The sequence below is a fragment of the Rugamonas sp. DEMB1 genome (assembly GCF_029834475.1).
GTDB classification, from domain to species: Bacteria; Pseudomonadota; Gammaproteobacteria; order Burkholderiales; family Burkholderiaceae_D; genus Rugamonas; species Rugamonas rubra.
Map to the genome: position 1 here is coordinate 3,819,071 of NZ_CP122407.1, position 26,885 is coordinate 3,845,955.

Annotated in this window: 21 protein-coding genes and 1 pseudogene; 8 read left to right on the plus strand and 14 right to left on the minus strand. The window is 63.6% G+C overall.

Annotation, left to right across the window (positions count from 1 at the left end):
• Window positions 1-33: 33 nt before the first annotated feature.
• The gene (locus tag QC826_RS17345; protein ID WP_313872884.1) at window positions 34-432 is read right to left on the minus strand and encodes a GGDEF domain-containing protein; all 399 of its coding nucleotides are present in this window, start codon (window positions 430-432) and stop codon (window positions 34-36) included.
• Between the two features lie 17 nt (window positions 433-449).
• On the opposite strand from QC826_RS17345, the gene QC826_RS17350 reads away from it, so the two are divergent.
• Window positions 450-680: a hypothetical protein gene (locus tag QC826_RS17350; protein ID WP_279761733.1), complete on the plus strand. Its 231-nt coding sequence runs from the start codon at window positions 450-452 to the stop codon at window positions 678-680.
• Here the strand turns inward: QC826_RS17350 and QC826_RS31700 are convergent.
• Window positions 608-961: pseudogene (locus QC826_RS31700) on the minus strand (GAF domain-containing protein); the annotation flags it as partial. The gene QC826_RS17350 and the pseudogene QC826_RS31700 sit on opposite strands and share 73 nt — an antisense overlap.
• A 102-nt stretch (window positions 962-1,063) precedes the next feature.
• Window positions 1,064-3,511 carry a penicillin acylase family protein gene (locus QC826_RS17355; RefSeq protein WP_279761734.1) on the minus strand — a complete coding sequence of 816 codons (2,448 nt, stop codon included), beginning with the start codon at window positions 3,509-3,511 and terminating at the stop codon, window positions 1,064-1,066.
• Window positions 3,512-3,709: 198 nt separating this feature from the next.
• Here QC826_RS17355 and QC826_RS17360 point away from each other — a divergent pair, with 198 nt between their 5' ends.
• From QC826_RS17360 to QC826_RS17375, 4 genes are all read left to right on the plus strand, one after another.
• Window positions 3,710-4,234, plus strand: a complete 525-nt coding sequence (locus tag QC826_RS17360) for a Uma2 family endonuclease (protein ID WP_279761735.1) — start codon at window positions 3,710-3,712, stop codon at window positions 4,232-4,234.
• Between the two features lie 91 nt (window positions 4,235-4,325).
• A complete protein-coding gene (locus tag QC826_RS17365) occupies window positions 4,326-4,829 on the plus strand; it encodes a GAF domain-containing protein (protein WP_279761736.1) in 504 nt (167 codons plus the stop codon).
• Entirely contained in the window at window positions 4,822-5,259 is a 438-nt protein-coding gene (locus QC826_RS17370; RefSeq protein WP_279761737.1) for a response regulator, read from the plus strand. Before QC826_RS17365 ends, QC826_RS17370 begins: the two co-directional genes overlap by 8 nt.
• A 162-nt stretch (window positions 5,260-5,421) precedes the next feature.
• Window positions 5,422-7,758 (plus strand): putative bifunctional diguanylate cyclase/phosphodiesterase, encoded by a 2,337-nt coding sequence (locus QC826_RS17375; protein WP_279761738.1) that lies wholly within the window; start codon window positions 5,422-5,424, stop codon window positions 7,756-7,758.
• A gap of 75 nt (window positions 7,759-7,833) precedes the next feature.
• Here the strand turns inward: QC826_RS17375 and QC826_RS17380 are convergent, their stop codons facing one another.
• The 11 genes from QC826_RS17380 to QC826_RS17430 form a co-directional block, all read right to left on the minus strand.
• Window positions 7,834-8,805 (minus strand): hypothetical protein, encoded by a 972-nt coding sequence (locus QC826_RS17380; protein WP_409567658.1) that lies wholly within the window; start codon window positions 8,803-8,805, stop codon window positions 7,834-7,836.
• A 209-nt stretch (window positions 8,806-9,014) separates the two neighbouring features.
• Complete coding sequence (locus QC826_RS17385; protein ID WP_279761740.1) at window positions 9,015-9,953, minus strand: LysR family transcriptional regulator; 939 nt, start codon at window positions 9,951-9,953, stop codon at window positions 9,015-9,017.
• A gap of 62 nt (window positions 9,954-10,015) precedes the next feature.
• Complete coding sequence (gene yjfF / locus QC826_RS17390; protein ID WP_409567659.1) at window positions 10,016-11,011, minus strand: galactofuranose ABC transporter, permease protein YjfF; 996 nt, start codon at window positions 11,009-11,011, stop codon at window positions 10,016-10,018.
• The gene (locus QC826_RS17395; RefSeq protein ID WP_279766522.1) at window positions 11,008-12,051 is read right to left on the minus strand and encodes an ABC transporter permease; all 1,044 of its coding nucleotides are present in this window, start codon (window positions 12,049-12,051) and stop codon (window positions 11,008-11,010) included. The genes yjfF and QC826_RS17395 overlap by 4 nt, the downstream gene beginning before the upstream one ends.
• Before the next feature lie 34 nt (window positions 12,052-12,085).
• Window positions 12,086-13,744, minus strand: a complete 1,659-nt coding sequence (locus QC826_RS17400; RefSeq protein ID WP_279761741.1) for a sugar ABC transporter ATP-binding protein — start codon at window positions 13,742-13,744, stop codon at window positions 12,086-12,088.
• Between the two features lie 22 nt (window positions 13,745-13,766).
• Window positions 13,767-14,738: an ABC transporter substrate-binding protein gene (locus tag QC826_RS17405; RefSeq protein ID WP_279761742.1), complete on the minus strand. Its 972-nt coding sequence runs from the start codon at window positions 14,736-14,738 to the stop codon at window positions 13,767-13,769.
• 173 nt (window positions 14,739-14,911) lie between these two features.
• Window positions 14,912-15,679, minus strand: a complete 768-nt coding sequence (locus tag QC826_RS17410) for an SDR family NAD(P)-dependent oxidoreductase (RefSeq protein WP_279761743.1) — start codon at window positions 15,677-15,679, stop codon at window positions 14,912-14,914.
• A 197-nt stretch (window positions 15,680-15,876) separates the two neighbouring features.
• Window positions 15,877-17,448: an aldehyde dehydrogenase (NADP(+)) gene (locus tag QC826_RS17415; protein ID WP_279761744.1), complete on the minus strand. Its 1,572-nt coding sequence runs from the start codon at window positions 17,446-17,448 to the stop codon at window positions 15,877-15,879.
• Window positions 17,445-18,437: an AraD1 family protein gene (araD1, locus tag QC826_RS17420; RefSeq protein WP_279761745.1), complete on the minus strand. Its 993-nt coding sequence runs from the start codon at window positions 18,435-18,437 to the stop codon at window positions 17,445-17,447. The genes QC826_RS17415 and araD1 overlap by 4 nt, the downstream gene beginning before the upstream one ends.
• 182 nt (window positions 18,438-18,619) lie before the next feature.
• Window positions 18,620-20,359 (minus strand): IlvD/Edd family dehydratase, encoded by a 1,740-nt coding sequence (locus QC826_RS17425; RefSeq protein WP_279761746.1) that lies wholly within the window; start codon window positions 20,357-20,359, stop codon window positions 18,620-18,622.
• A gap of 145 nt (window positions 20,360-20,504) precedes the next feature.
• The gene (locus QC826_RS17430; RefSeq protein ID WP_279761747.1) at window positions 20,505-21,632 is read right to left on the minus strand and encodes an aldose epimerase family protein; all 1,128 of its coding nucleotides are present in this window, start codon (window positions 21,630-21,632) and stop codon (window positions 20,505-20,507) included.
• Between the two features lie 628 nt (window positions 21,633-22,260).
• Here QC826_RS17430 and QC826_RS17435 point away from each other — a divergent pair.
• The 3 genes from QC826_RS17435 (at window position 22,261) to QC826_RS17445 (ending at window position 26,880) form a co-directional block, all read left to right on the plus strand.
• Window positions 22,261-25,290, plus strand: a complete 3,030-nt coding sequence (locus QC826_RS17435) for an SIR2 family protein (RefSeq protein ID WP_279761748.1) — start codon at window positions 22,261-22,263, stop codon at window positions 25,288-25,290.
• Between the two features lie 132 nt (window positions 25,291-25,422).
• The gene (locus QC826_RS17440; protein ID WP_279761749.1) at window positions 25,423-26,607 is read left to right on the plus strand and encodes an AAA family ATPase; all 1,185 of its coding nucleotides are present in this window, start codon (window positions 25,423-25,425) and stop codon (window positions 26,605-26,607) included.
• Between the two features lie 3 nt (window positions 26,608-26,610).
• Window positions 26,611-26,880 (plus strand): hypothetical protein, encoded by a 270-nt coding sequence (locus tag QC826_RS17445; RefSeq protein WP_279761750.1) that lies wholly within the window; start codon window positions 26,611-26,613, stop codon window positions 26,878-26,880.
• Window positions 26,881-26,885: the final 5 nt, after the last annotated feature.

Below are 26,885 nucleotides of genomic sequence, written 5' to 3' on the forward strand. Positions count from 1 at the left end.
GGGCCCGGCCGCGCCGCGGCAGCGCGCAGGCGCCTAGCCGCCCTGCTGCTTGCGTTGGCGCTTGGCCAGGTACATCTGCGCGTCGGCCTGTTCGAAGGCCTGTTGCAGGCTCAGGTCGGCGCGCCGCGCCGCCGTGCCGGTCGAGGCCTTGACGCCGCCCGCCGCCAGCTTGTCGCGCAGCCGCGCCAGCAGCTGGCTGGCGTCGTCGCACTCGATGCTCAGCACGGCGAACTCGTCGCCGCCCAGCCGCGCCGCCACGTCGGTGGCGCGGATCACCTGGCGCAGCGCCTCGCCGGTGCGCATCAGCAGCAGGTCGCCGGCGGCGTGGCCCTCGCGGTCGTTGGTCAGTTTCAGCTCGTCGAGGTCGATCGAGATCACGCAGGCCGGATGGCCGTAGCGCAGGCAACGCTCCTCCTCGCGCCGCAGCAGCAGGGCCCGAACCGCGCCGGTTGTACAAGCCGGTCAGGCTGTCGCGGGTGGCCTCGGCCTCGGCCCGCTCGGCGCGGCGGACCGCCTCGGCCGCCTGCAGCTCGGTCGCCAGCAGCGCCGACAACACGCCGGCCATCAGTTCGAGCAGCGCCAGCTCCTGCGTGATCGCCTCCGGCTGCGGCAACGGGTCGAAGGCGCACAGGGTGCCGAACAGGCTGCCGTCGGCGCGCGTCAGCGGCACGCCGATGTAGGCGCCGATCTTCACCAACTGGGCGATCGGCGCCGCCTGGTACACCGCCACCCGGCCGCAGTCGGGCGCGATGCGCGGCCCCAGGCCGCGCATCATGCGCGAGCAGAACGAGTCGCTCCAGCGCAACACCTGGCCGGCGCGCACGCCGTAGCCGTGGTCCTCGGCGTGCAGCACGATCCAGTCCTCGCCCTCGGCGCGGGTGACCATCCACAATTGAAAGCCGAAGCGCTCCCGCAAAAACCTCATCGTCTGCCGCGACGCGCTGGCAAAATCCTTGATCATGCCGTCCTCTTTCGGTAAACCGGCCCGGGGCGCCCGGCCGGCGGTGAGTCGATGATACCCCCAATCCCGGCCGCCGCCGCAAACGGCGCGGGGCCGGCGGGGCTAGCGCGTCAAGGTCAAGGTGTGCGCGGCGGCGCCGGGCAGCAGCGGCAGGGCGCGGCCGGCCACCCAGTCGGCGTGGCCGGCCAGGAAGTACGGCGAGAGCGGGTGGCCGCTCTGCCCGCCCGGCATGCTGAACAGGCCCTGCTCCTCGCGCCCCGGCGCCACCGTCAGGCGCTCGGACTGGCCGAAGGCCGGCCCGGCCACGCGCGGCATGTGGCTGTCGCCGGCCAGCATGTCGGGCGGCACGGCCAGCCAGCGCAGCTGCGCCGGCAGCAGGCTGCTGAAGGGATGGGCGCTGCTGGCGCGGTTGCGCTCGCCCCAGCTGGCCTCGGCCAGCGGCCGGCCGTCCTGGCCCAAGCGGGCGATGACGCGGTCCAGCGCGGCCAGTTGCAGCTGCTGCCAGCTGGCGTAGGCCGGCGGCAGCCAGCCGGCCGGCCGCTCGTCGAGCAGGCGCGCCAGCAGCACCGGCCAGCGCCGGCTCGCCGCGCCCATGTTGGCCTTGGGGTCGAGCCGGGCCAACTCGGCGTTGGCGCTCTCGAAGACGATGTCGTACAGCGCGAACAGGTAGTCGCGGGCGATGCGGTAGCCCACCGAGTCGACGCTGGCGCGCCCGCTCCAACTGCTGTTGAGCAGGCGCAGCGCCTCGGCCCGCTGCGGCTTGCCGGCCACGGCGGCCGCGTCCAGCGCGGCCACGGCGCGCTCGCGCCAGCCGGCCATGAACAGGGCGCGGTCGTCCAGGCCGACCGCGTAGACCCCGGCCGCGTCGGCGCGCGGCCCCAGCGCGGACAGGTCGTCGCGCACCTGGCGCGCCCGCGCGCCCAGGTCGAAGCCGCCGTCGCCCAGCAGCGCCGCGCCGGCGCCGGCCAGCTGGCGGCTGTTGGCGTTGTACAGCTGGCCGCCGGCCGGGTTGACCACGCGCGGATACTCGGCCGGCGCCAGCCAGCCGCTCCACACGCCGGCCGGCTCGTCGAGCGCCAGCGGGAAGCCGGCCCGCCCGGCGTCGCCGCCACGGCGCGGCAGCGGCCCGGCGATGGTCCAGCCGATGTTGCCCTGGGCGTCGCCGGCGACCATGTTCTGCGCCGGGATGCCCAGCGTCGGCGCCAACGCCAGCGCCTGCTCCAGCGTGTCGACCAGCTCGAGCCGGCGCGCGTTCAGGTTGGCCGCCTGCGGCGCGTGCGCGCTCCACTGGATCGCATAGGTGCGGCCGAGCGCCTCGCGCAGCGGGCCGAGCGAGGTTTCGCGCACCGCCAGGGTGAGCGCCGGCGCCCCCTTGACCAGGATGGTCTCTTGCAGCGTGCGCGGGGTTTCCCAGCCGGCGCGGGTACGCAGCTGGCCGGGCCGCGCCGCGTCGCCCTCCAGCGCGATCAGGTCGAGGTGGTCGGCGTAGCTGTTGGTGTAGCCCCAGGCGAGGTGGCCGTTGCTGCCCACCACCACCACCGGCGCGCCCGGCAGCGTCACGCCGACCACCCGGCGCGGCCGGCCCTGCGCGTCGGGGAACTGCAGCGCGGCGCGGTACCAGGTGTTGGGCAGCTGTATGCCCAGGTGCATGTCGTCGGCGACCAGGGCGGCGCCGTCGCGCGTGCGGCTGCCGGCCAGCGCCCAGTTGTTGCTGCCGACCGCGTCGACGAAGTCGGCCGAGGCCAGCGTCGGCGCCGCCGCCTGCGCCAGCCTGGCCGCGCCGACGCCTCCGGCCGGCGCCGCCGGCAGCGGCCGGCCCCACCAGGCCGGCGCGCGCGGCGGAATGGTGGCCGACTCGGCGCCGGCCGGCGCACCGGCCGCGTCCAACGGCACGTCCCACAGGCTGCCGTGCGGCGTCAGGAAATCGCGCTGCGCCGCGTCGCTGTTCTGCGCCAGCCAGCCGCGCGCCAGCTCGCGCCCCTCCTGCGCGCCCTGCAGGTCGAAGTACATGGCCCAGATCACCAGCAGCGAGTCGGCCATCGCCCAGGGGCGCGGCGCCGCGCCGCTCAGCGCGTATTCGAAGGGCCGCGCGGCCAGGCCCTGCAGGCCGGCGTTGACGCCGTCGACGTAGCGCCGCAACAGCAGCTTGTCGGCCGCCGGCAGGGTCGCCAGCGCCGCCTCGGCGCGGGCGCGGAAGCGGTGCAGGCGGTGGCTCTTGTCGGCGGCGACGGCGCGCTCGCCGAACAGCTCGGCCAGCTCGCCGGCCGCCACCCGGCGCAGCAGGTCCATCTGGAAGTAGCGCTCCTGGGCGTGCACGAAGCCGGTGGCGTAGGCCACGTCGTTGCGGCTGGCGCCGCTGATCAGCGGCACGCCCAGCGCGTCGCGGGCGACGCTGACGCTGCCGTCCAGGCCGGCCACCCGGCGCGTGCCGTCGAGCTGGGCCAGGCTGGCGCGCAGGAACAGCCACGCGCCCAGCGCCGCCAACACCACCAGCAACAACAGGCCCAGCGCGGCGCGCCTGGACCATCTTCCGATTCGACTAGCTTGCATGCAACTCCCGTTGGATAAAGATTCGATGGGCCGGCGCCGAACGCCCCTCCCCGCGCGGCAATATTGCCAGAAAAATTAACCCGTCGGCAAGAATTGATCTACCTCACAGCCACAGGGCACCACCAAGAGTGCGCCGCCGGCGTCGCGCCGCCGCACGCTATACTGGCCATCTGCTTGCAGTTTTTTGAGAGGCCCGCCATGCATACCTGCATTGAAAAACCTGAACCCCTGAGCCCGGCCGCTCTGTCCGCATTGTGGGAGGAGCTGGGCTTGGACCCGAACAGCCCCGATTTCTACGAACTATCCGAGTACGGAGAGCTCATCGTGAGCCCATTGCCCCACAACCGGCACCAGTCTGTCGTCGCCTGGGTCATCCAGCAGCTACTTGAACAACTGGGCGGACGGGCCTACCCCAACCTGGCCATCAGTACCCGCGCCGGTGTGCGCGTGCCCGATGTCGCCTGGCTGCCGGAGGAGCGTTGGGCCGAGGCGCTCAACACCCGAACCATGTCCAGCTGCCCGCCGCTGGTGGTCGAGGTGCTGTCGCCGGGCAACCGCCACAAGGCGATCGGCGTCAAGATCGGCGCCTACCTGGCCGCCGGCGCCACCGAGGTGGTGCTGATCGACCTGAACGGCGCCGTCTACTACCACCGCCGCGACGGCGAGTTCGCCGAATCGAGCCTGAAGCTGCGGCTGGACCCGCCCGCCGAGCTGTTTCGCTGAGCGCGCCGGCAAAACCACCGCGGCCGGCGCCGCTTCTGCTACAGTGTTTGCCAACGCCACCCTCGCCGGCACCGCCCGCCACCGCCCCGCCATGCTCGCCGCCCCCATCCCCGCCAACGACGCCGAACGCCTGGCCGCCCTGCACCGCCTGCTGATCCTCGACACGCCGCCGCAACAGCGTTTCGACAAGGTGGTGCAGTTCGCCGCCGCCGAGTTCGACATGCCCATCGCCACCATCAGCCTGGTCGACCAGAACCGCCAGTGGTTCATGGCCCGCGTCGGCATGCCGGCCTGCGAGACGGCGCGCGACATCTCCTTCTGCGGCCACGCCATCGCCGAGTCCGACGTGCTGCTGATCCCCGACGCCCTGGCCGACGCCCGCTTCGCCGACAACCCGCTGGTCGGCGGCCCGCCCCATGTGCGCTTCTACGCCGGCGCGCCGCTGACCCTACCCTGCGGCAACACCGTCGGCACCCTGTGCGTGATGGACAGCCGGCCGCGCCAGTTCGGCGCCGTCGACCTGGCCATCCTGCGCAGCCTGCGCGACCTGCTGGTGCAGGAACTGGGCCGGCCGGCCGGGGCCGGGCATGGTTGAGCGCATACCCGAACGACAAGGCGCCGGGGCGCAGATGCTGCTGGTCGAGCCGGAGGCGCTGCTGCGCCAGACCGTCGCGCTGACCGCCCGCTCGCTCGGCATGGGCACCATCCACGAGGCCGCCAGCGGCGCCGTCGCCCGCCGCCTGCTGCAGGCCCAGGCCTTCGACGGCGCCGTCTTCGCCATCGACTGCGCCGACGGCGCGGCCGGCTGCTTCGACCTGAGCCTGCTCGACCAGGTGCGCGGCGGCCAGTCCGCCAGCGCGGCCGACATCCCCATCGCCATCATGGTCGAGCACGCCACCTGCGCGCTGCTCAAACAGTTGCAAACCCGCCAAGTCCACCGCCTGATCCTCAAGCCCTTCCGCGCCCGCGTGCTGCTCGACACCTTCGCCTCCTTCGGCCCGGCCGCCCCGCCACACGGCCGATAAGCTTGTCGGCCATACCACCGAATCGAGTCACTTGTCATTTGCAAGCGTCAATTCGGCTACGTAGTTTCCGCTCCATTGGCGCTATTTTGATCCAAATCAAGTTTTTTATTGTTCTATATCATTATGCTTGACGGCAACTATAGAACACCCAGGAAGTCGGCCATGAAAGACCTGCCCAGCCCTCCCCCGGAAGGGCTCGCTGCGCACCCTCCCGCGCCCCCGTCCAGCCACGCCGCCCACACCCGCGGCGAGCGCTGCGGCCACGCCGCCGAACACTGCCCGCCCTCCTGCGGCGCGACGCAGCTGGCCCATTGCGAGCTGCTCGACCAGCCGGCGGCGGCCGCGCCGGCCGCCCGGCCGCAATGCGACGGCGGCGCCGGCATCGCCATCGACGGCTGCCAGCCCTTCGCCTGCGCCGTGCTCGACGGCCTACCCGAACAGATCGCCGTGCTCGACCAGCACGGCCGCATCGTCTCCGTCAACGCCGCCTGGCGCCGCTTCGCCGACGACAACCGCCAGCTGAACACGCCCATCCCCGGCCACGCCGCGCTGGGCAGCAACTACCTGAGCGGCTGCGACGCCGGCCTGGCCGGCGCCACCACCGGCGCCGCCGACGCCTGCGCCGGCATCCGCGCCGTGCTCGACGGCAAACTGCCCTCGTTCAGCATGGAATACCCCTGCCACACGGCGCACCAGCAGCGCTGGTACAGCATGACCGCCACGCCGCTCGAATACGACTGGCGCGGCGCCGTCGTCACCCACCGCGACATCACCGAGCGGCGCCAGAGCGAGGCCAACCTGCGCATCGCCGCCATCGCCTTCGAGTCGCCCGAGGGCATGATGGTGACCGACGCCCGCGGCCACATCCTGCAGGTCAACCAGGCCTTCTGCACGATCACCGGCTACAGCCGCGGCGAGATCATCGGCCAGTCGCCCAAGGTGCTCAACTCGGGCCGCCACGACGCCGCCTTCTACACCGCGATGTGGGACGCCATCCGCCGCCACGGCAGTTGGGAGGGCGAGATCTGGAACCGCCGCAAGAACGGCGAGGTGTATCCCGAGCGCCTCAACATCACCGCCGTCAAGGAGCGCGACGGCAGCGTCACCAACTACGTCGCCTCGCTGACCGACATCACCCTGAGCAAGGCGGCCAGCGACGAGATCAAGAACCTGGCCTTCTACGACCCGCTGACCCGGCTGCCCAACCGCCGCCTGCTGCTCGACCGCCTGCGCCAGGTGCTGGCCAGCACCGCCGCCACCGGCAAGTACAGCGCGCTGATGTTCCTCGACCTGGACAACTTCAAGACCCTCAACGACACGCTCGGCCACAACATCGGCGACCAGCTGCTGCAGCAGGTCGCCAAGCGCCTGCACGACTGCCTGCGCCACGGCGACACCGTGGCGCGCCTGGGCGGCGACGAGTTCGTCGTGCTGGCCGAGGGCATGAGCGACCACGCCGTCGGCGCCGCCGCCCACACCGAAACGCTGGGCAACAAGATCCTCGCCTCGCTGAACCTGCCCTACCAGCTCGGCGCGCACACCGTGCGCAGCACGCCGAGCATCGGCGCGACGCTGTTCCACAACCACGAGCAGGCGCCCGACGAGCTGCTGATGCAGGCCGACATCGCCATGTACCAGGCCAAGAAGGCCGGCCGCAACGCGCTGCGCTTCTTCGACCAGAAGATGCAGGACGCCATCAGCGCCCGCGCCGCGCTCGAGAGCGAGCTGCGCGGCGCCTTCGAGCAGCAGCAGTTCGAGCTGTACTACCAGATCCAGGTCGACTCCGAGCAGCGCCCCACCGGCGCCGAGGCGCTGCTGCGCTGGATCCAGCCGGACGGCAGCTTCATCTCGCCGGCCAAGTTCATCCCGCTGGCCGAGGAAACCGGCATGATCCTGCCGATCGGCAAATGGGTGATCGAGACGGCCTGCGCCCAGTTGCGGCTATGGTCGCAGGACCCGCGCACCAGCAAGCTGTCGCTGGCCGTCAACGTCAGCGCGCGCCAGTTCCGCCAGGCCGACTTCGGCGCCCAGGTGTACGCCGCCGTGCAGCGCCACGAGATCAACCCGGCCCTGCTCAAGCTCGAACTGACCGAGGGCATCCTGCTGGAGAACATCAGCGACACGGTGGCCAGCATGACCGAGCTGAAGGCCATCGGCGTGCGCTTCTCGCTCGACGACTTCGGCACCGGCTACTCCTCGCTGCAATACCTCAAGCAGCTGCCGCTCGACCAGTTGAAGATCGACCAGTCCTTCGTGCGCGACCTGGCCAGCGACAACAGCGACCAGGCCATCGTGCGCACCATCACGGCGATGGCGCACAGCCTGAATTTGGACGTCATCGCCGAGGGCGTCGAAAGCGAAGACCAGCGCCAGCAGCTGGCCCACGTCGGCTGCCTGCACTACCAGGGCTATTTGTTCGGCCGCCCGCTGCCGCTGGCGCAGTTCGAAACCTTGTGGCACGAGTACGCCGACCAGGCGCCGCAATTGCTCGGCGGTTGACGCCGTGGCATGTGCGGACATCGGATTGAACGCTATGCCGCGCTAAGGCGGCGGGTCTCCGGCTCCGCAAATTGGCTAGACTGCTTTCGCCGCAGCCCAATCGGCAACAAGCTCTTCCGTTTCGTTGAGCAGCGTGGCCACGTGGACGGAATCAACAGTCGTATTGGCACCGTGCGCCATACGATTGCGGATGGTCATGAACTCACGAAACAGGTCGTGTTGGGCAATGGAGACCTCGCCCTGCGAATACATGTGGTTGAGCAGCATGGCTGGCGGCAGCCGCTCCACCGGAATGTTTTCGGCGATCGCGCGCTTGCGCAGCGCCGCCTCGAATATGCCCCACAGATACAGTAGAGCGGGCTCGACAGCACCATTCCCAGCCAGCGCCCTCGCCTGCGTAAGCTTGTCCGCCAATTGCCGCCAGGTAGGCAAATCGTCCGCCGTGGTCGGCACGATGGAAGGATCGGCATCCGCCACGGTAGCTAGCAAGAATCGCCAGCCCGGGTGCTTTGAGATCTCTTGGGCGAGATACTGGACACGGTCGACCGACCCGGGCAATGCGCCCGCCCGCACCTCGATGATGAGTCCGCCGTCGTCTTTTTTTGCGATCAGATCGGGCCGATAACCGTTCAAATCGAATGGCAACTCGCCGGCGGCCGGCTCCTTCAACACCAGATAGCCCTCTTTCGCATAGGTGGCCGCCAGCGCATCCATCTTCCGGTCGCGCAGAGTTTGGGTGGAAATGGTCATAAGTAGCTCCTCAGGTTGCTGTGCGTCGCAAATCCGTACATACACGCACTCCTCCCCTTTCGCCACACCGGCTTGAAGCAACGGCGGCAGTGATGTCACATCAATAGGATCGGCCAAGAAACGACGATGGCTGTCCACATCGGAAACCAGGAAATCATCTTCGAAAACCAAACCAACCAAGGCATCCTGAATCGGCTTGATGATGTTATCGATATCCGCCGGCGCACTGTCGCAGAGATAGACGATCACGCATCGGAGAAAGGGCGAAGAAACCGGAAGATCGGCTGCGTTCCACACTTTCCTCGCCTCCGCCCGCACAAAACCCTTCCATGCTTGGAGATTCTTTCGCCTCTTCGTTTGAAACGAAACCGGACGCTTGGAAATCAACAATTCAAAGGGCCGCATAATCTCAGTTGGCTAAAATTCCAAGCGTAAATATGCGGCCATGCCGACCATAGTGAAATCTGAGTATAGGTTCAAAACACGGCCGAATCAATCCTGCGGCGCTAGTAGATTTCCTGCGCCACCCGGCGCACCGTCTGCAACAGCAGCTGGGCGCCGGGCGACAGCAGGTGGCCGTCGACGGTGATGATGCCGAAGGCGTCCATGCGGCAGGGCAGCTCGATCGGCAGGATGCTCAGCACATTGAGCGAGGCGTAGTAGCGCGCCACCGCGATAGGCATCACGTTGAGCGCGTCGGTCTGCTGCAGCAGCGCCGTCACCAGCAGCACGGCGGTGGTGTCGATGATGTTGACCGGCACCTCCAGCCCGGCGCGGCGGAACATCAGCTCGAAGCGCGAGCGCAGGATGCTGCCCGGCGGCGGCAGCACCCAGGGCTGGGCGGCAAGCTCCTCCAGCCGCAGATCGGCCGAGGCCAGCAGCGGATGGCCCACCCGCACCACGGCGCAGGCCGGCTCGTCGGTCAGCTCCTCGTAGCCCAGTCCGGCGGCGCCGTCGCGCTCGGGGATGCGGCCGATCATGAAGTCGAGCCGGCCACGGCGCAGCTGCTCCAGCAGGATGTTGCTCTGCTCCATCTGCACGCCGATGCGCAGGCGCGGCGCGGCCTGCTTGACCTGCGACAAGGCGCGCGGCAGCAGCGCCATGCCCGGCGTCATGATCGTGCCGATCTCCACCTGCCCGGCCAGGCCGGCTTTGATGGCGACGATGTCGTCGTGCGCCAGCGACAGGCTGGTCAGCGCCATGCGGGCGTGGCGTATCATCGTCTCGCCGTAGATGGTCGGCTCCATGCCGCGCGGCAGGCGCTCGAACAACTGCACGTCGAGCATCTCCTCCAGTTCCTCGAGCTGCTTGGACGCGGCCGGCTGCGTCATGTGCAACTCCTCGGCGGCGCGGTGGATGTTGCGTTGCTCGTCGAGCGCGATCAACAACAGTAGCTGCCGCGTCTTCAGGCGCGCGCGCAAAAACCAGTTCGGGTTGGTATCCATGGGGGAAATGATATCATAATCGGTATTGATCCCATCCATATTCGATTAATTTCGATATCACTCTACGCGGCGGCGCGCCCCATCAAGCGTTGCACCACGCAGAACACGAACAGCAGCCCGCCGATGACGATCTTGGTCCACCACGAGCTGAGCGTGCCGTCGAAGGCGATCAGCGTCTGTATCGTGCCCAGCACCAGCACGCCGGACAAGGCCCCCGCCACATAGCCGTAGCCGCCGCTCAGCAAGGTGCCGCCGATCACCACCGCCGCGATGGCGTCCAGCTCCGCGCCCTGCGCGTGCAGGCCGTAGCCGGACAGCATGTAGAACGAGAACAGCACCCCGCCCAGCGCCGCGCAGCCGCCGCTGAAGGCGTACACCAACACCTTGCTGCGGCCGACGGCCAGGCCCATCATCAGCGCCGACTGCTCGTTGCCGCCCACCGCGTACAGCGCCCGGCCGAACGGCGTGTAGTGGCCCAGGTAGATGGCCAGCGCCAGCGTCAGCAGCGCGATCAGCACGCCCGGCGAGACGAAGCCGCCCGGCACCGCCAGCTGGGTCTGCGACATCGCCACGAACAGCGGATCGGTGATGGTGATCGAGCCGACGCTGATCAGGTAGCACAGGCCGCGCGCCAGGAACATGCCGGCCAGCGTGACGATGAAGGGTTGCAGCTTGAAGTAGTGGATCAGCGCGCCCATCGCCGCGCCGAAGCCGGCGCCGAGCAACAGCACCACGCCAATCACCAGCAGCGGCGGCAGATGCCACACCTGCAGCAGCCAGGCCGCGACCATGGTGCTCAGCGCCAGCACCGAGCCGACCGACAGGTCGATGCCGCCGGACAGAATCACAAAGCTCATGCCGACCGCGATCACCAGCAGAAAGGCGTTGTCGATCAACAGGTTGAACAGCACCTGCAAGGACAGGAAGCCCGGATAGGTGGCGCCGCCGGCCGCCAGCAGCACGGCCAACAGCGCCACCGTCACCAGCGAAGTGAAATAGGGAGAAGCGAGCAGCGCGCGCCAGCGGACTTGGATCGGGTTCATGCGCATTGTGTTCATACCGTGCCACCTTGTTTGCTGTGCAGCGCCCGCGCCCGCAGGCGGCCCCACATGGTCTTGAATTCGGCCGACTGCGACAGGCAGACCAGGAACACCACCGCCGACTTGACCACCATGTTGACCTCCGGCGCCAGGCCGAGCGAGTAGATGGTGTAGGTTAGCGTTTGAATGATCAGCGCGCCGACGACGCTGCCGACCAGGCTGAATTTGCCGCCGCCCAGCGAGGTGCCGCCCAGGGTCACGGCGAGGATGGCGTCGAGTTCGAGCAGCAGGCCGGCGTTGTTGGCGTCGGCGCTTTTGATGTTCGCGCTGATCATCAAGCCGGCCATGCCGGCGCAGGCGCTGCAAAACACATACACCAGGAAGATCAGCACGGCGGTGCGCACGCCGGCCAGCCGCGCCGCCACCGGGTTGATGCCGACCGTCTGGATGAACAATCCCAGCGCGGTGCGCCGCATCAGCAGCGCGGTGGCCAGGAACACGGCGCCGACGATGTACAGCGCGAACGGCAGGCCGAGCAGGTAGCCGCCGCCGATGAAGAAGTAAGGCTGGTAGTAGACGGTGACGATCTGCCCGTCCGTCATCAGCTGGGCCAGGCCGCGCCCGGCCACCATCAAGATCAGCGTGGCGACGATGGGCTGCAGGCCCAGGCCGGCCACCAGCAGGCCGTTCCAGGCGCCGCACAGCAGTGCCGCGCCGAGCGCGGCGGCCAGCGCCCAGGCCATCGGCACGCGGCTGACGTATTCCGGCACGCCGTGGTTGATCACCATGCCGCCGCCGACCAGCATCGCCGCCACCGTGCCGGAAATGGCCACCACGGCGCCGACCGAAATGTCGATGCCGCGCGTGGCGATCACCAGCGTCATGCCGAGCGCCGCCAGCATCAGCGGCGCGGCGCGGTTGACGATGTCGATCACGCTGCCGTACAAATGGCCGTCCTTCACCTCCAGATGGAAGAAGCCGGGGATCAGCAGCAGGTCGACCAGCAACAGCAGGGCCAGCGCGGCCAGCGGCCGGAACAAGGGGTGGCGCACGAACATGGGCAGGCCGATGGATGGGGTGAATGGAATGGTCCTAAGCACAGCTCTCTCCCGCCGCGATCACCTGCAGCACCGAATGTTCGTCCAGCTCGCCGCGAGCAAACTCGCCGCAGGCCTTGCGGTCGCGCAGCACCAGCATGCGGTCGCTACAGCGCAGCACCTCGCTCAGCTCCGACGAGATGAACAGGATGGCCATGCCCTTGCGGCACAGCGCGGCCACGTAGTCCATGATCTCCTGCTTGGCGCGCACGTCGATGCCACGGGTCGGCTCGTCGAGGATCAGCATCCTCGGCGCGGTGGCCAGCCAGCGCGCCAACAGCACCTTCTGCTGGTTGCCGCCGGACAGGCTGCCGATGGGCGTCTCGATGCTGGCCGTCTTGATGCCCAGCGCCCGCACATACTCCTCGGCCAGCGCCTGCTGGTGGCGCATCGGGATGGCGCGCAGCAGGCCGCCGCGCGCCTGCAGCGCCAAGATGATGTTCTCGCGCACCGACAGCTCCAGCACCGCGCCCTCGTGCTTGCGGTCCTCCGAGCAGAAGCCGATGCCGGCGGCGATGGCGTCGCGTGGCGAGGCGATGGCGCGCCGCTTGCCGTCGATGGCGATGGCGCCGCTGTCGGCCTTGTCGGCGCCGAACAGCAGCCGCGCCGCCTCGGTGCGGCCGGAGCCAAGCAGGCCGCACAGGCCCAGCAGCTCGCCGGGGTGAATGTCCAGGTCGAGCGGCGCCAGCGCGCCCTTGCGGCCCAGGCCGCGCGCCAGCAGAAAGGCCGGCTGGCGCGCCGGCGCGTCCGGGTGCGGGTGTTCGGGTGCGGGTGCGTGCGGTTGCGTGGGCGCCTGCCCCCGCGCCCGCAGGCGGGCGTCCAGCGCCGCGTCCAACTCCGCGTCCAGCTCCGCACCCGGCCGCGCCTCGTCGGCGCCGTGGTGGTCCGGCGCGCCGACCATCTTGTTGACCAGCGCCAGCCGCGACAGCTCGGCGCAGGCGTACTCCCCTTCCCGCTCGCCGTTGCGCATCACCGTGATGCGGTCGGAGATGGCGTAGGTCTGCTCAAGGAAGTGGGTGACGAAGAGGATCGCCATGCCGTCGGCGCGCAGCTGGCGCAGCACGCCGAACAGCAACGCCACCTCGCTTTCGTCCAGGCTGGAGGTCGGCTCGTCGAGGATCAGCACGCGCGCCCGCACGTTGAGCGCGCGCGAGATCGCCACCATCTGCTGGATCGCCAGCGGATAGCGCGCCAGCGGCGCCGCCACGTCGATGCGGATACCCATCCGCTCCAGCAGCGCGGCAGCCTGCGCGCGCATGGCCTGCCAGTCGATGCGGCCGAAGCGGCGCGGATAACGGCCGATGAAGATGTTCTCCGCCACCGACAGATTGGGGCACAGGTTGACCTCCTGGTAGACCGTGCTGATGCCCAGGCGCTGGGCCTCCAGCGTGGCGGCCGGACGAATGGCCGCGCCGTCGAGCAGAATCTGGCCACGGTCCGGCGTGTAGACCCCGGTCAGCACCTTGATCAGCGTCGACTTGCCAGCGCCGTTCTGTCCCATCAAGGTGTGCACCTCGCCGGGGAACAGGCGCAGGCCGACGTCGTTGAGCGCCTTCACGCCGGGGAACTGCTTACAGATGCCGCGCAGCTCCAGCACCGGCGCGGCTTGCGGCGCGCGCGGCGTGGAACCAGCGGCGTGCGCTGGAATACTCATGATGGTGGTGTCGTCGCAGCGCTCAGTACTTCCGGTTCGGGAATTCCTTCGCCGCCACCTCGGCCGGGAACACGCCCTCGACCGTGGTGATCCGCTTCGGCACCGGTTTGCCGGCCACCACATCGCGGGCGATCTGCATCAGCTGCGGGCCGAGCAGCGGGCTGCACTCCACCGTCACGTTGAGCTTCCCGGCGATCATCGCCTCGAAGGCGCCCTTGACGCCGTCGATGGAGATCACCACGATGTCCGTGCCCGGCTTGAGGCCAGCCTCCTCGATCGCCTGGATGGCGCCGATGGCCATGTCGTCGTTGTGCGCGTACAGCACGTTGATCTTCTTGCCCTCGGCCTTGAGGAAGGCCTCCATCACCTCCTTGCCCTTGGCGCGGGTGAAGTCGCCGGTCTGCGAGCGGATCACCTTCAGCTTGGGATTGGCGACTATGACCTCCTCGAAGCCTTTCTTGCGGTCGATCGCCGGCGCCGAGCCGACCGTGCCCTGCAGCTCGACGATGTTGAGGGTGGCGTCCGGCGTCTTGGCGGCGCGCTCCAGCAGCCACTTGCCGGCGCGGCGGCCCTCCTCGACGAAGTCGGAGCCGATGAAGGTGACGTACAGCGAGGTGTCGCTGACGTTGACGGCGCGGTCGGTCAGCACCACCGGAATCTTCGCCGCCTTGGCTTCGCGCAGCACCGTGTCCCAGCCCGATTCGACCACCGGCGAGAAGGCGATCACGTCGACCTTTTGCGCGATGAAGGAGCGGATCGCCTTGACCTGGTTCTCCTGCTTCTGCTGGGCGTCGGCGAATTTCAGGGTGACGCCGGCCTGCTTGGCGGCGTCCTTGATCGAGACGGTATTGGCGGTGCGCCATTCGCTCTCGGCGCCGACCTGGGAAAAGCCGATCACCAGCGGCTTGGCGGCGAAGGCCGACGGGCTGGCGCCCAGGGCGGCGAAGGCGGCCAAAGCGGCGGTGGCGAGCACGGTTCTGCGGTGGATGGTCATGTCTGTCTCCGATTATTTTCCATGGCCGCCGTGCGGGATCGCCCGGCGTGCCGCTCGGCCTGTGTCGGCCGTATTGGTAAAACAATGGTAAGAGAAAGACAAATATCTATCCAATCACATTTTTAGCCAATTCGATATCGATTTCAATATCGGCTGAAGCCCGTTTAGCCGGCTCACACCCAGCCGGCGTCGACGATGAACTCCTGCGCGCTGCACATGGCACCGTCGTCAGAGGCGAGGAACATCACCATCGAGGCGATATGCTGCGGCATCAGCTTGGTCGGCAGGCACTGGTTCCGCTTGATCTCCAGCTCGGCCGCGTCGTCGACCCACAGGTCGATCTGGCGCTGCGTCATGACCCAGCCCGGCGTGACTGTGTTGACGCGGATGCCGTGGGCGCCGAATTCGCGCGCCAGGCCGCGCGTCAGGCCCACCACGGCAGCCTTGGCGGTGGCGTAGACGGGATAGCCGGCGCCCTTGGCGTGCCAGGAGATCGAGCTGACGTTGACGATGGCGCCGCCGCCGCGCCGCTTCATCCCCTCCAGGACCGCCTGGCAGGTGAAGAACATCGGCCTCTGGTTGATGGCGATGCGCTCGTTCCAATACTCCAGCGTGACCTCCTCGGTCTGGTGGCGCTGGTCGTTGGCGGCGTTGTTGACGAGGACGTCGAAGTCGCCGATCTCGCCGGCCAGCTCGGCCATGGTGGCCTGCAGCGCCGGGATGTCGGTGATGTCGCAACGGCGGAAGCGCGGCGGCGGATGGCCGGCGTCGGCCAAGCGGCGGCACAGCGCCTCGCTGGCCTGCTCGACGATGTCGACAAAGGCCACCAGCGCGCCCTGGGCGGCGAACGAGGCCACCAGCGCCTCGCCGATGCCGCTGCCGCCGCCGGTGATGAAGACGCGCTTGCCGCGCAGGCTGGCGAATGTGGCTAGTTGGTTCATACAGTCTCCGAATTGTTTAAATTGTTTTACCCCATATCCTGGAACCACGGACGCGGCGGCTCTCAAACCACCCAGCGGCGGAGCGCGAGGGTCAGACCCTGGATTTGCACCGGCGGAGAGCGAGGGTCAGACTCCCCGCCTTGGCGCTAGGGTCTGACCCTGGATTTGCGCCGCTGTTTTTCTAAGTGCGGAACCGCTTATCCGCCGGTCAGCTCGCCCTCGACGCGGCGCCAAGCGCCCGCCAGCTTATCATCCTGCAGCGCGGCCGGCAGCAGCGCCTGGGGCAGGTTCTGGTAGCACACCGGCCGCAGAAAGCGGGCGATGGCGGCCGTGCCGACCGAGGTGCTGCGGCCGTCCGAGGTGGCCGGGAACGGCCCGCCATGCACCATCGCGCTGGCCACCTCGACGCCGGTGGGAAAACCGTTGGCCAAAATGCGGCCCACCCTGCGCTCCAGCACCGGCAGCAGCTGGCGCGCCGCGTCGTAGTCGCCCGGCTCCAGCTGCAGGGTGGCGGTCAACTGCCCCTCCAGACTTTCGGCCACCTGGCGCAGCTCGGCCAGGTCGCGGCAGGCGACCACCAGCGAGGCCGGGCCGAACACCTCGTCGGCCAGCTCGCGGCGCGCCAGGAAGGCCGCGCCGCTGGTGGCGAACAGCGCGGGCGCGCCCTTGCCGCCCTGCTGCGGCGCCAGCGCCAGCGTGGCCACGTCGGCGTGGTCGGCCAGCCGGTGCACGCCGCCGAGGAAGTTCTCGGCGATGCCGGGGGTGAGCATGGTGCCGGCGCCGCCGCCCTCCAGCGCCAGCGCGGCGGCCTGTTTGAAGCGCTCCAGGTCCGGCCCGTCCAGCGCCAGCACCAGGCCCGGGTTGGTGCACAGCTGGCCCACGCCCATCGTCAGCGAGGCGGCGAAGCCGGCGGCGATCTCCTCGGCGCGCACGGCCAGCGCCTGCGGCAGCAGGAACACCGGATTGATGCTGCTCATTTCGGCGTATACGGGAATCGGCTGCGGCCGCGCCGCCGCCACCGCCATCAGCGCCGTGCCGCCGCCGCGCGAGCCGGTGAAGCCGACTGCCTGGATCGCCGGATGGGCCACCAGCGCCGCGCCGAAGGCGTTGCCGCTGCCGGTCAGCAGCGCGAACACGCCGGCCGGCATGCCGCAGACGGCCGCCGCCTTGACGATGGCGCGGCCGACCAGCTCGGACGTGCCGGGGTGCGCCCAGTGCGCCTTGAGCACCACCGGGCAGCCGGCCGCCAGCGCCGAGGCGGTGTCGCCGCCGGCCACCGAGAACGCCAGCGGGAAGTTACTGGCGGCGAAAACGGCCACCGGCCCCACGCCGATCAGGCGCATGCGCAGATCGGGCCGGGGCGGCTGGCGCTGCGGCAGCGCCGGGTCGATCCGCAAGTCGCTCCACGCCCCCCGGCGCAGCAGATTGGCGAACAGCTGGAGCTGGCCGACGGTGCGGCCGCGCTCGCCCTCGACGCGGGCGCGCGGCAGGCCCGTCTCGGCCATCACCCGCTCGAGCAGCGCCTCGCCCAGTTCCATGATCTGCTCGCCGATGGCGTCGAGGAAGACGGCGCGCTGCTCGTCGCTGGTGGCGCGGTAGCTGTCGAAGGCGGCGCCGGCCAGGCGGCAGGCCAGGTCGATCTGCGCCGCGCCGACGGTATGGAACTCCGGTTCCAGATATTGCAGGGTGGCCGGGTTGAAGGCGCGCTGGCCGCCCTCGCTGCCTTTGACGGCCAGGCCGCCGATCAGCGCTTCGCCGGTGATCGTCATAAGGTCTTCACCTTCGCCACTTCGGTCGCGTACACGGCCAGCGTGTTGCGCAGGGCCGGGCCGAACTGCGGCGCCTCGATCTCGAAGGTCTCGCCGGGCCGCACCACGATGTTGTCGGCCACGCTCAGGGTGGCGGTGCCGAAAAAGTGGATGTGCACGTCGCCGGCGCGGCGGAACAGCGGGTACTTGAAGTGGTGGTGCTCCAGGTTGGCGATGGTGTGCGACATGTTCTGCTCGCCGCTGAAGAAGGGCTTTTCCCAACGCACCCTGCCCTGCGCGTCGATGATGCGCGAGACGCCCTCGACGCTGGCCGGCGCCTCGCCGACCAGCAGCGCCGGCCCCAGGCCGCAGGCGCGCAGCTTGGAGTGGGCCAGGTAGAGGTAGTTCTGCCGCTCGGTGACGTGGTCGGAGAACTCGTTGCCGATGGCGTAGCCGACACGGTAGGGCTGGCCGTCGTCGCCGATCAGGTACAGGCCGGCCAGCTCCGGCTCCTCGCCGCCGTCGAGGGCGAAGTCGGGCATGTTCAGCGCCTGGCCGCTGGCGGCGACGATCGAGCCGTCGCCCTTGTAGAACCACTCCGGCTGCACGCCGGCCGTGCCCGGCGCCGGCTTGCCGCCCTCCACGCCGAGGCGGAACATCTTCATGCTGTCGCTCAGGTTCTCGACGGCGCCGCCGATCTTCTTGTGCATGGCGTCGCGCGTGTCGGCGCTGCCCAGGTGGGTCAGCCCGGTGCCGGTGACGAAGCAGTGGGCGTCGTCGGGGTGGTCGAGCGGCGGCAGCAGGTGGCCGGCGGCGGCGATGTCGGCGTAGGACAGCACCGTGGCGCCGGCCGCCTGGCCGGCCAGGTCGGCCAGGCCGACGCGGCGCGCGATGGCCTGGCGCGCCAGCCCGTAGCTGCTGTCGTAGCCGTCGACCACGCGCACGCGGTCCTGCTCCAGCAGGCCGACATGGCGCGCGCCGGATGCGTTGGTGAATTGTATGAGTAGCATGGTGTCTCCATTAGTGGTGATTTGCTCAACGGCCGGACGCAGAGGGCGTTGCCGCAAATTCCGCAGCTCCAAAACCACCCAGCGGCAAAGCGCCAGGGTCAGACCCTAGGGTCTGACCCTAGATTTTCGCCATTGGGTTTTCTCAAAGCGCTGCGGACGAATGCATCGATCTGCGTTGGCGTTTAATGCGAATGCTTCGGCACGGCCGAGCCTCGGCTGCCGACCAAAAAGTCGAAGTCGCAGCCCTGGTCGGCCTGCAGCACGTGGTCGATGTAGAGCTTCTGGTAGCCGCTGCGCACTTCCGGCACGGCCTGCTCGGCGCGCGCGGCCAGGCGCTGCGCCATCTCCACATCGGAGATCTCCAGGTTCAGCGCGCCGCCGGCGCAGTCGAGCGAGATCCAGTCGCCGTCGCGCACGATGCCCAGCGGGCCGCCGGCCATCGCCTCGGGCGCCACGTGCAGCACCACGGTGCCGTAGGCGGTGCCGCTCATGCGCGCGTCGGAGATGCGCACCATGTCCTTGACGCCCTGCGCCAGCAGCTTGGGCGGCAGGCCCATATTGCCCACCTCGGCCATGCCGGGATAGCCTTTCGGGCCGCAGTTCTTCATCACCAAAATCGAGCCGGCGTCCACCTCCAGCTCCGGATCGACGATGCGGCTCTTGTAGTGCTCGAAGTCCTCGAACACCACGGCGCGGCCGCGATGCTGCATCAGCGCCGGCGTGGCGGCGGACGGCTTGAGCACCGCGCCGCGCGGCGCCAGGTTGCCGCGCAGGATGCAGATGCCGCCGTCCGCGAGCAGCGGCTTGGCCAGCGGGCGGATCACCTCGTCGTCGTAGACCGGCGCCTCGCGGCAGTTCTCCCACAGCGACTTGCCGTTGACGGTGAGCGCGTCCGGATGCGGCAGCAGGCCGCCGTCGCCCAGGCGGCGGATGGCGCCCGGCAGGCCGCCGGCGTAGTAGAACTCCTCCATCAGGAAGCGGCCCGACGGCATCAGGTCGACGATGGTCGGCGTGCCGCGTCCGACGCGGGTCCAGTCCTCCAGCTCCAGCTCCACGCCGATGCGGCCGGCGATGGCCTTCAAATGGATCACCGCGTTGGTCGAACCGCCGATGGCGGCGTTGACGCGGATGGCGTTCTCGAAGTTCTCGCGCTTGAGCACCTTGGACAGCTTGAGCTCCTCCCACACCATCTCGACGATGCGGATGCCCGACATGTGGGCCAGGATGTAGCGGCGCGAGTCGACCGCCGGGATGGCGGCGTTGTGCGGCAGGCTGGTGCCCAGCGCCTCGGCCATGCAGGCCATGGTCGAGGCCGTGCCCATGGTGTTGCAGGTGCCGGCCGAGCGCGAGTGGCCCGACTCGGCCGCCATGAACTGGTGCATGCTGATGGTGCCGGCCTTGACCTGCTCGTGCAGCTGCCAGACGGCGGTGCCGGAGCCGATGTTCTTGCCGTCCAGCTTGCCGTTCAACATCGGCCCGCCGCTGACGACGATGGTGGGAATGTCGACGCTGGCCGCGCCCATCAACAGCGCCGGCGTGGTCTTGTCGCAGCCGACCAGCAGCACCACCGCATCCATCGGATTGCCGCGGATCGACTCTTCGACGTCCATGCTGGCCAGGTTGCGGGTCAACATGGCGGTCGGCCGCAGGTTCGATTCGCCGTTGGAGAACACCGGGAACTCGACCGGGAAGCCGCCGGCCTCGAGGATGCCGCGCTTGACGTGTTCGGCCAGCTGGCGGAAGTGGGCGTTGCAGGGGGTCAGCTCGGACCAGGTGTTGCAGATGCCGATGATCGGCTTGCCCTGGAATTCGTGGTCGGGTATGCCCTGGTTTTTCATCCAACTGCGGTACATGAAGCCGTTCTTGTCCTGGGTGCCGAACCACTCGGCCGAGCGCAGGGCCACCTTTTTTGTCTCCGACATGCATTCCTCCTGGTTGTTCTTGGGGGCGCCGGCCAACCGTGCAGGCAGCGCCGCGATGTGGGAATACTAAGATCTGCCGCGATAACTTTCCAATGAATTATTTCTCGATAGTGATATCGAAATCAGTATCAATTTCTTTGAGGTATCAGCCGGCGACGGTGAAGCGGTAGGTCATCACGCTGTGGTAGCGCTGGCCGGGGCGCAGGATGGTGGTGGGTAGTTGCGGCCGGTTCGGCGAGTCGGGGAAATGCTGCGGCTCCAAGCAGAAGGCGCCACGGTAGGCGTACTGTGTGCCGGCGCCCAGGCTGCCATCGAGGAAGTTCCCGCTGTAGAACTGCAGGCAGGGCTGGTCGCTGAACACCTCCAGCACCCGGCCCGACGACGGCTCGCGCACGCGCGCGGCCAGCACGCGGGCGCCCGGCGCCGGCTGGTTCAGCGCGAAGTTGTGGTCGTAGCCGGCGCCGTTGCGCAACTGCTGGTGGTCGGCGGCGATGCGCGCGCCGATCGCCTGCGGCAGGCGGAAGTCGAACGGCGTGCCGGCCACCGGCGGCTGGGGGCCGGTCGGGATCAGCGCCGCGTCGATGGCGGTGTAGCTGTCGGCCGCGATCATCAGCTCCTGGCCGAGAATGTCGCCCCGCCCCGCCAGGTTGAAGTAGGCGTGGTTGGTCAGGTTGACCGGCGTGGCGCGGTCGCAGACGGCGTCGAAGGTGATGGACAACTCGTTGTCGTCGCCGAGCGCGTAGCGCACCGTCACGTCCAGCGCGCCGGGATAGCCCTGCTCGCCGTGCGGGCTGTGGTAGCGCAGCGTCAGCGCCATGTCGGCGGCGTTAGCGACGGCGTTGGAGTTGGAGTTGGAGTTGGCGTTGGCGTTGGCGCTGGCGTTGGCGCTGGCGTTGGCGACGCTCGCCTGCCACAGCACGCGGTGGAAGCCCAGCGCGCCGCCGTGCAAGTGGTTGGCGCCGTCGTTGATGTCGAGCTGGTGGGCCACGCCGTCCAAGATGAAGCGGCCGTTGGCGATGCGGTTGCCGTAGCGGCCGATCAGCGCGCCGAAGTACGGCGACACCGTGCGGTAGGGTTCGACGTCGTCGAAGCCGAGGCAGACATTGGCCAGCACACCGGCACGGTCCGGCACGTGGATGGCGGTGATAACGCCGCCGAAGTCGCTGATCCGCACGACCATGCCGGCGCGGTTGCGCAGCGTGAAGAGGCTGGCGGCACGGCCGTCCGGCAACTGGCCGAACGGCGCGCGGCTGATGCCGGGCCGAGGTGTCATGGTAGTCAAATGGTCAGTGCCCCTAGTGGTCAGGAAGCCATCTTAGAACGCGGTCGAAAAACAAACCAATGACATTTTTTTGGTTTCCGATATCAAAAAAGACATCTGAGTCTCTCCCGCCAAAAATTCCGATGAGGGACTCGAGCTAGCAACTTGAGCGGGGCGTTGACGGCGATGTAAGTCTTTGAAATGTAAATACTTTCTTCGGCAATGACGGCCTATGTATGACGATATGACTTCAAGTCGTCCGAACAAACGGCATAAGAACCGATATTATCTAGCAAGTCCGAATGCTATGACGGCACCCAAAATACCATAAGGTTAAGCTTGTGCAAAAAATATATCATTGCAAAGTTGCAAACAAAAGTGGATTACTATATGGTTATTACACCTACAATGCTGCGTGGAAGTCCGAAAAAGTGGGTAGTGTTGGTGGCGATGCCACAGTTCCCCACAATGCCGATTGTTTCTGACGCAGGCTCATGCCTATCCATGTTACAGACACCTCAAAAATCGATCTCGCGAAAAGTGAAAATTTGCAACAACGCCTCCAAAATGGCAGCAAAATTATACCAAAAACAGTATGCCAAGTATATAATATTTATACATTAATAAATTTCCAAAAAAAATGACATATCAATTCGGCGACATTGAGGCTTTGTACGATAGGCTTGTATTTTCTCACGAAAAAGGAAAGTCGATTATATTTATTGTCGGTTCTCCACTTACAGCATCACAAACGGTCGAAAAAAAAGGTGTATTAGGCGTAAACGACATAGTCGATTTAATAAAAACAGAATTCTCAAGCAATCCAACCTCGACAAAACAACTGGATAACGCATTGAAGTTGGCTGGACAGAATAGTTATCAATCAGCATTTGAATTTTTGATACTTAGACGAGGAATTGATTATGCTAACGAAATTATTCAACGAGCAGTATTAAACTCGTACAAAGGCGCTCCGAACTCCGCCGATGTTCCGGCATTTCTGGAATCTGCCGAAAAAGATATAAATAACTGGAACTTAACCCCAGGCGTTGAAAGCTTGGGGAAATTGCTATCAATAGATTCTCGAAACATTTTTCATACAATTCTAACGACAAATTTTGATCCGTTGGTCCAAATTGCAATCGCAAAAGCGGGAGGATCTTCATATACGACCATGCTGCACCGTGAGGGTAACTTACTTCAAACAAGATCTGATGCTGTTCACGTCGTTCACCTGCATGGATCTTGGCGTGGTAGCGATACTCTTCATACTCCACGCCAGTTGACGCAAGTGCGCGCGCAATTGAGATCCTCTCTCGCGAGCATAGCAAAAAATTCGTTGCTAGTAACTATAGGGTATGGAGGTTGGGATGATATTATTACCTCGACATTGGCGGAACTTGTTCTAGATGATTCGTCCTTCCCGGAAATTGCATGGACCTTTTACAGCTCCTCGCTTGACGATATACCTATTCAGAATAAAGAAATTCTGGGAAAACTCGGCGCTGGAATCGATCGCGGCCGTGTTTCGTTATACGCAGGAATCGATTGTCACGAATTTTTCCCAAATCTGGTGAATTTACTTCATCCGCCAGTTGATTCTGTTCAAACTATTTCCGCCACCCCTACAACACGAGACCAACGGGAGCTTGCTTCAATTTTCGACAGTCCAGCACAGAGCTCGCCAGTTAATGCGGTACCGAAAACTGACGTCTGGTTTGGACGGGATGAGGAACTGAGCAAGCTAATCGCAACTTCTGCAAATGTAATTGCGATTACGGGGATTGGTGGGCAAGGAAAGTCCTCACTAGCAAGTCGATATTTCTCAATGAAGAAAATTTCAAATGAAAATAGTTTTTTCGATTGGAAAGATTGTAGGGAGCAAGGAAATACAATTAACTTGGCAATATGTAGCGCCATTGAAAAATCAAGTGGCGGCGCGATAAAAGTAAGCGATATTTCAAAACAACCAATTACGGAACTGATAAAAATACTACTATTAGACCTAAATGGAAAATCCGGAGTCATAGTCTTTGATAACGTCGATCACTACATCGATCTGGAAACAAATGAACCTCTTGGCGCCCTAAAAATTGTGATCGACAGCGTTCTATTAGAGAGTCCCAACATAGTATTCATATTTACAGCGCGCCCATTAGTTAAAATGGATAGTCCGAATTTTCTTGAGATTCGGTTATATGGACTAAAGCTAGAAAATGCAAAATCACTCTTTGAATATCGATATGGAAATGAGATAAACTCGGATTCTTTCAAGCGTCTCTATGAACGAACCGCTGGGCATCCATTGTGGCTTAGCATTATCGCAGCACAGTCTTGCGGAATAGGAAAAAGTATTGAGGAAATCCTCGACGGCTTCCACGATATCGGGGTTGAGTTACCCAAGCAAATGCTTCGTCAAATATGGGAGTTATTAAATTCCAACCAACAGCATGTACTTAGAACTCTTGCCGAATTAGAACGTCCGGAGTCGGAACGAAATATTGAGGAAATAACAGAGTTAAAATTCAACAGATTAAATAAAGCAATTCTTCGTCTTCAGTCAATGTGTTTAATAGAAAGAAAAATCACACAAGACAAGATAGAAGTGATAGATCTACACCCTCTAATAAAGCAATTCGTTCGAGAAGATTTTGAGAAAAAGGAACGAGAATCCTTTATTGACAAAGTAGTTTTTTATCTGGATAAAAGGATTTTCAAATTTAGAAAACAGCTTAACCTTCCGATACCTCATGTTGTATTAGAAATGTGGGTTCATAAAGTCGATTTGCAAATCAACGTTGGCGCGATGGAGAAAGCAATTGAGACTCTTAGCGAAATACTGGGGCAACTCGACAAGAACGGTTTAAATGAAGAGATATCTAGGTTGGCCAAAAGGATATTCCTTAACATTGACTGGCTAGAGGCTGTTACTAATTATAGGAATTTCGACATTCTATTCAATAAAAGCATACGCTCAGTAATAGAGGTTGAAAATTCAACTGAAGCAGATCTTTGGCTCTATAAATATGAACTTAGCATTGCTGGAAAAGGTGCTCAGTATATAAATCTGTGCGATCTGAGGGCATATGAATTCTGGTTCTTAAAAGATTTTGACAATGCCATTATTTGGGCAACAAAAGGGAAAATACTAAAAGAGAATTCAAATGTTGATACTATCTTTCAGTGTGACCACACATTAGCATTGGCCCAAAGAGATTCAGGAATGCTTGATGCTGCTTTCGAATACTTCAAATATGGATTAACCGATGAACAGATCTTTTCTTCAGAATCATTTAAGACCCGAGGCGGTGAGTTTTTCGGCAATCTAGGCAGATGTTTCCAACTCTGCGACAACTTTGAAAAAGCCTTAACAGCTTACCACAGAGCAGCAACAAAACTTGACGACGGAAATTCTTCAGCTATTGATCAGGGCTATGTTCGATATTGGATAGCTCAAGTAATGGGAGTGAAAGGTCGCAGAGAGGATGCTATCCTTTTCCATAAAGCTGCAATTGGCAAATGGGAGCGAGTCGCGCCAAGTCTTACTGCAGAACCTGCTGCGGAAATACTTGAGTTAATTGCTCAGTATCCCGACTTAACAATTCACAATAATTTCCCTTCATGGAAATGTGAAAATAGATTTTCAGCATGGATGAATGAACCCATTTAGACTTCAAGACACCTTCCTTGCGCAGTTCTATGCACTGAATTTTAGTCTCATTGAGTTTTAGACAATTAAATTCCGTGTTGGATGGAATAAGGCGTTCTACCGACTCAAAGAATGGTTTACTTAAGGAAAAAAATGACAAAAGAGAAGCGAAAAAATATTCAAAAAAAAGAAAGGCCTACAACCTTATCTATTAGGAATTTTGCGCATCTAAAAAAAATAGATCTCACTTTTGGTGACCTTACCGTGCTTGTTGGTCCGCAAGGAGCAGGAAAAAGCTTGGCGCTACAGTGGCTGAAAGTTGCACTTGACGGCAGACAGATTGTTGATGCTCTTAAGGCTGCGGGGCATCCCACAGATCGCTCAGAAGTACTAATTGACTTACTCTTCGGGACTGGAATGGCACCAGCTTGGCGTGAAAATGAGTCTGAAATTTTATTAGGTAAGAAAAAAATAAACCCAAAGAATATTTCCAGAGTAGGTAATGGCGCTGAAAAGTTGTTCTTCGTTCCCGCACACCGTTCAATGCTTATCAGCGATGGATGGGCGTCGCCGTTTCAAAAATTAACATCAGATACTCCCGCTGTTGCCCGAATTTTTAGCCAAAACCTGTTTGACCGTTTCAGTGGAAAAGATACTGGTACACTTTTCCCCGTAGAAAAAAGATTAAAACAACAAATTCGGGAAAAGATCGATCAAGCGGTTTTCCATGGCGGAAAAGTTGGAATTGAAGAGGATGCCCAACATGCACAGCGACTACGTCTCGTCCATGGTTCAATGCACCTCCCTTTTATGACCTGGACGGCTGGGCAACGTGAATTTACCCCCCTACTCCTTGGACTCTATCACCTACTACCATCTACACAGCAACGCAAACGCGCAGAAACAGATTGGGTGGTACTGGAAGAACCTGAGATGGGATTACACCCGCAGGCTATTACAGCTGCAATGTTGCTTGTCCTCGATCTTCTATGGCGTGGGTATAAAGTTGTAATTTCTTCCCATTCACCTCATGTTCTAACAATGCTGTGGATGATGCGGCAATTGAAGAAATATAATGCACGTCCTGAATTAGTGTGTAATGCGTTTGATGTAACAGCATCCATAGCCATGAAAAATGTTGCAAAAGAAGCGATCACTAAGGATTATCGTGCTTACTTAATGGAATTTGATGGAAAAAGAAAAGTAAATTCGGTTGACATTTCTGAATTGGACCCATCCTCTGACGACGAACGGATTTCTGGCTGGGGAGGGTTGACAGAATTTTCGTCGCGTTTTGGAGATGCCGTACGAAATGCGGTCAATGAAAGTGAGGAATAGTTTATGGCAAAAAATTCAAATAAAAAAACACCAGTTCGGGCTGCGCTAAATGACGATTCTAGTCTCTTAGCTTCAGTAAAGAATGGACTTGGTGCGGTTGAAAATAGCCACAGAAACTATATCGAAGAAGGCATAAAAAATCTATTCTCCGATAGTTTGGAGCTGGACGAAGCAATGAGAATTGGAAATGAGAGAGATAATCGCTGGGATTACCTTCTTGGCCATAAAGATACGAATAAAATTAGGTTCTATGCCGTTTCCAGTGGAAATTGACATCG

Excerpts from the sequence above, each read along its gene's own strand:
- QC826_RS17355 (WP_279761734.1), bottom strand. The coding sequence starts at position 3,511 with ATGCAAGCTAGTCGAATCGGAAGATGGTCCAGGCGCGCCGCGCTGGGC.
- QC826_RS17360 (WP_279761735.1), top strand. The coding sequence starts at position 3,710 with ATGCATACCTGCATTGAAAAACCTGAACCCCTGAGCCCGGCCGCTCTG.
- QC826_RS17365 (WP_279761736.1), top strand. The coding sequence starts at position 4,326 with ATGCTCGCCGCCCCCATCCCCGCCAACGACGCCGAACGCCTGGCCGCC.
- QC826_RS17370 (WP_279761737.1), top strand. The coding sequence starts at position 4,822 with ATGGTTGAGCGCATACCCGAACGACAAGGCGCCGGGGCGCAGATGCTG.
- QC826_RS17375 (WP_279761738.1), top strand. The coding sequence starts at position 5,422 with ATGAAAGACCTGCCCAGCCCTCCCCCGGAAGGGCTCGCTGCGCACCCT.
- QC826_RS17385 (WP_279761740.1), bottom strand. The coding sequence starts at position 9,953 with ATGGATACCAACCCGAACTGGTTTTTGCGCGCGCGCCTGAAGACGCGG.
- yjfF (WP_409567659.1), bottom strand. The coding sequence starts at position 11,011 with ATGAACACAATGCGCATGAACCCGATCCAAGTCCGCTGGCGCGCGCTG.
- QC826_RS17395 (WP_279766522.1), bottom strand. The coding sequence starts at position 12,051 with ATGTTCGTGCGCCACCCCTTGTTCCGGCCGCTGGCCGCGCTGGCCCTG.
- QC826_RS17400 (WP_279761741.1), bottom strand. The coding sequence starts at position 13,744 with ATGAGTATTCCAGCGCACGCCGCTGGTTCCACGCCGCGCGCGCCGCAA.
- QC826_RS17405 (WP_279761742.1), bottom strand. The coding sequence starts at position 14,738 with ATGACCATCCACCGCAGAACCGTGCTCGCCACCGCCGCTTTGGCCGCC.
- QC826_RS17410 (WP_279761743.1), bottom strand. The coding sequence starts at position 15,679 with ATGAACCAACTAGCCACATTCGCCAGCCTGCGCGGCAAGCGCGTCTTC.
- QC826_RS17415 (WP_279761744.1), bottom strand. The coding sequence starts at position 17,448 with ATGACGATCACCGGCGAAGCGCTGATCGGCGGCCTGGCCGTCAAAGGC.
- araD1 (WP_279761745.1), bottom strand. The coding sequence starts at position 18,437 with ATGCTACTCATACAATTCACCAACGCATCCGGCGCGCGCCATGTCGGC.
- QC826_RS17425 (WP_279761746.1), bottom strand. The coding sequence starts at position 20,359 with ATGTCGGAGACAAAAAAGGTGGCCCTGCGCTCGGCCGAGTGGTTCGGC.
- QC826_RS17430 (WP_279761747.1), bottom strand. The coding sequence starts at position 21,632 with ATGACACCTCGGCCCGGCATCAGCCGCGCGCCGTTCGGCCAGTTGCCG.
- QC826_RS17435 (WP_279761748.1), top strand. The coding sequence starts at position 22,261 with ATGACATATCAATTCGGCGACATTGAGGCTTTGTACGATAGGCTTGTA.
- QC826_RS17440 (WP_279761749.1), top strand. The coding sequence starts at position 25,423 with ATGACAAAAGAGAAGCGAAAAAATATTCAAAAAAAAGAAAGGCCTACA.
- QC826_RS17445 (WP_279761750.1), top strand. The coding sequence starts at position 26,611 with ATGGCAAAAAATTCAAATAAAAAAACACCAGTTCGGGCTGCGCTAAAT.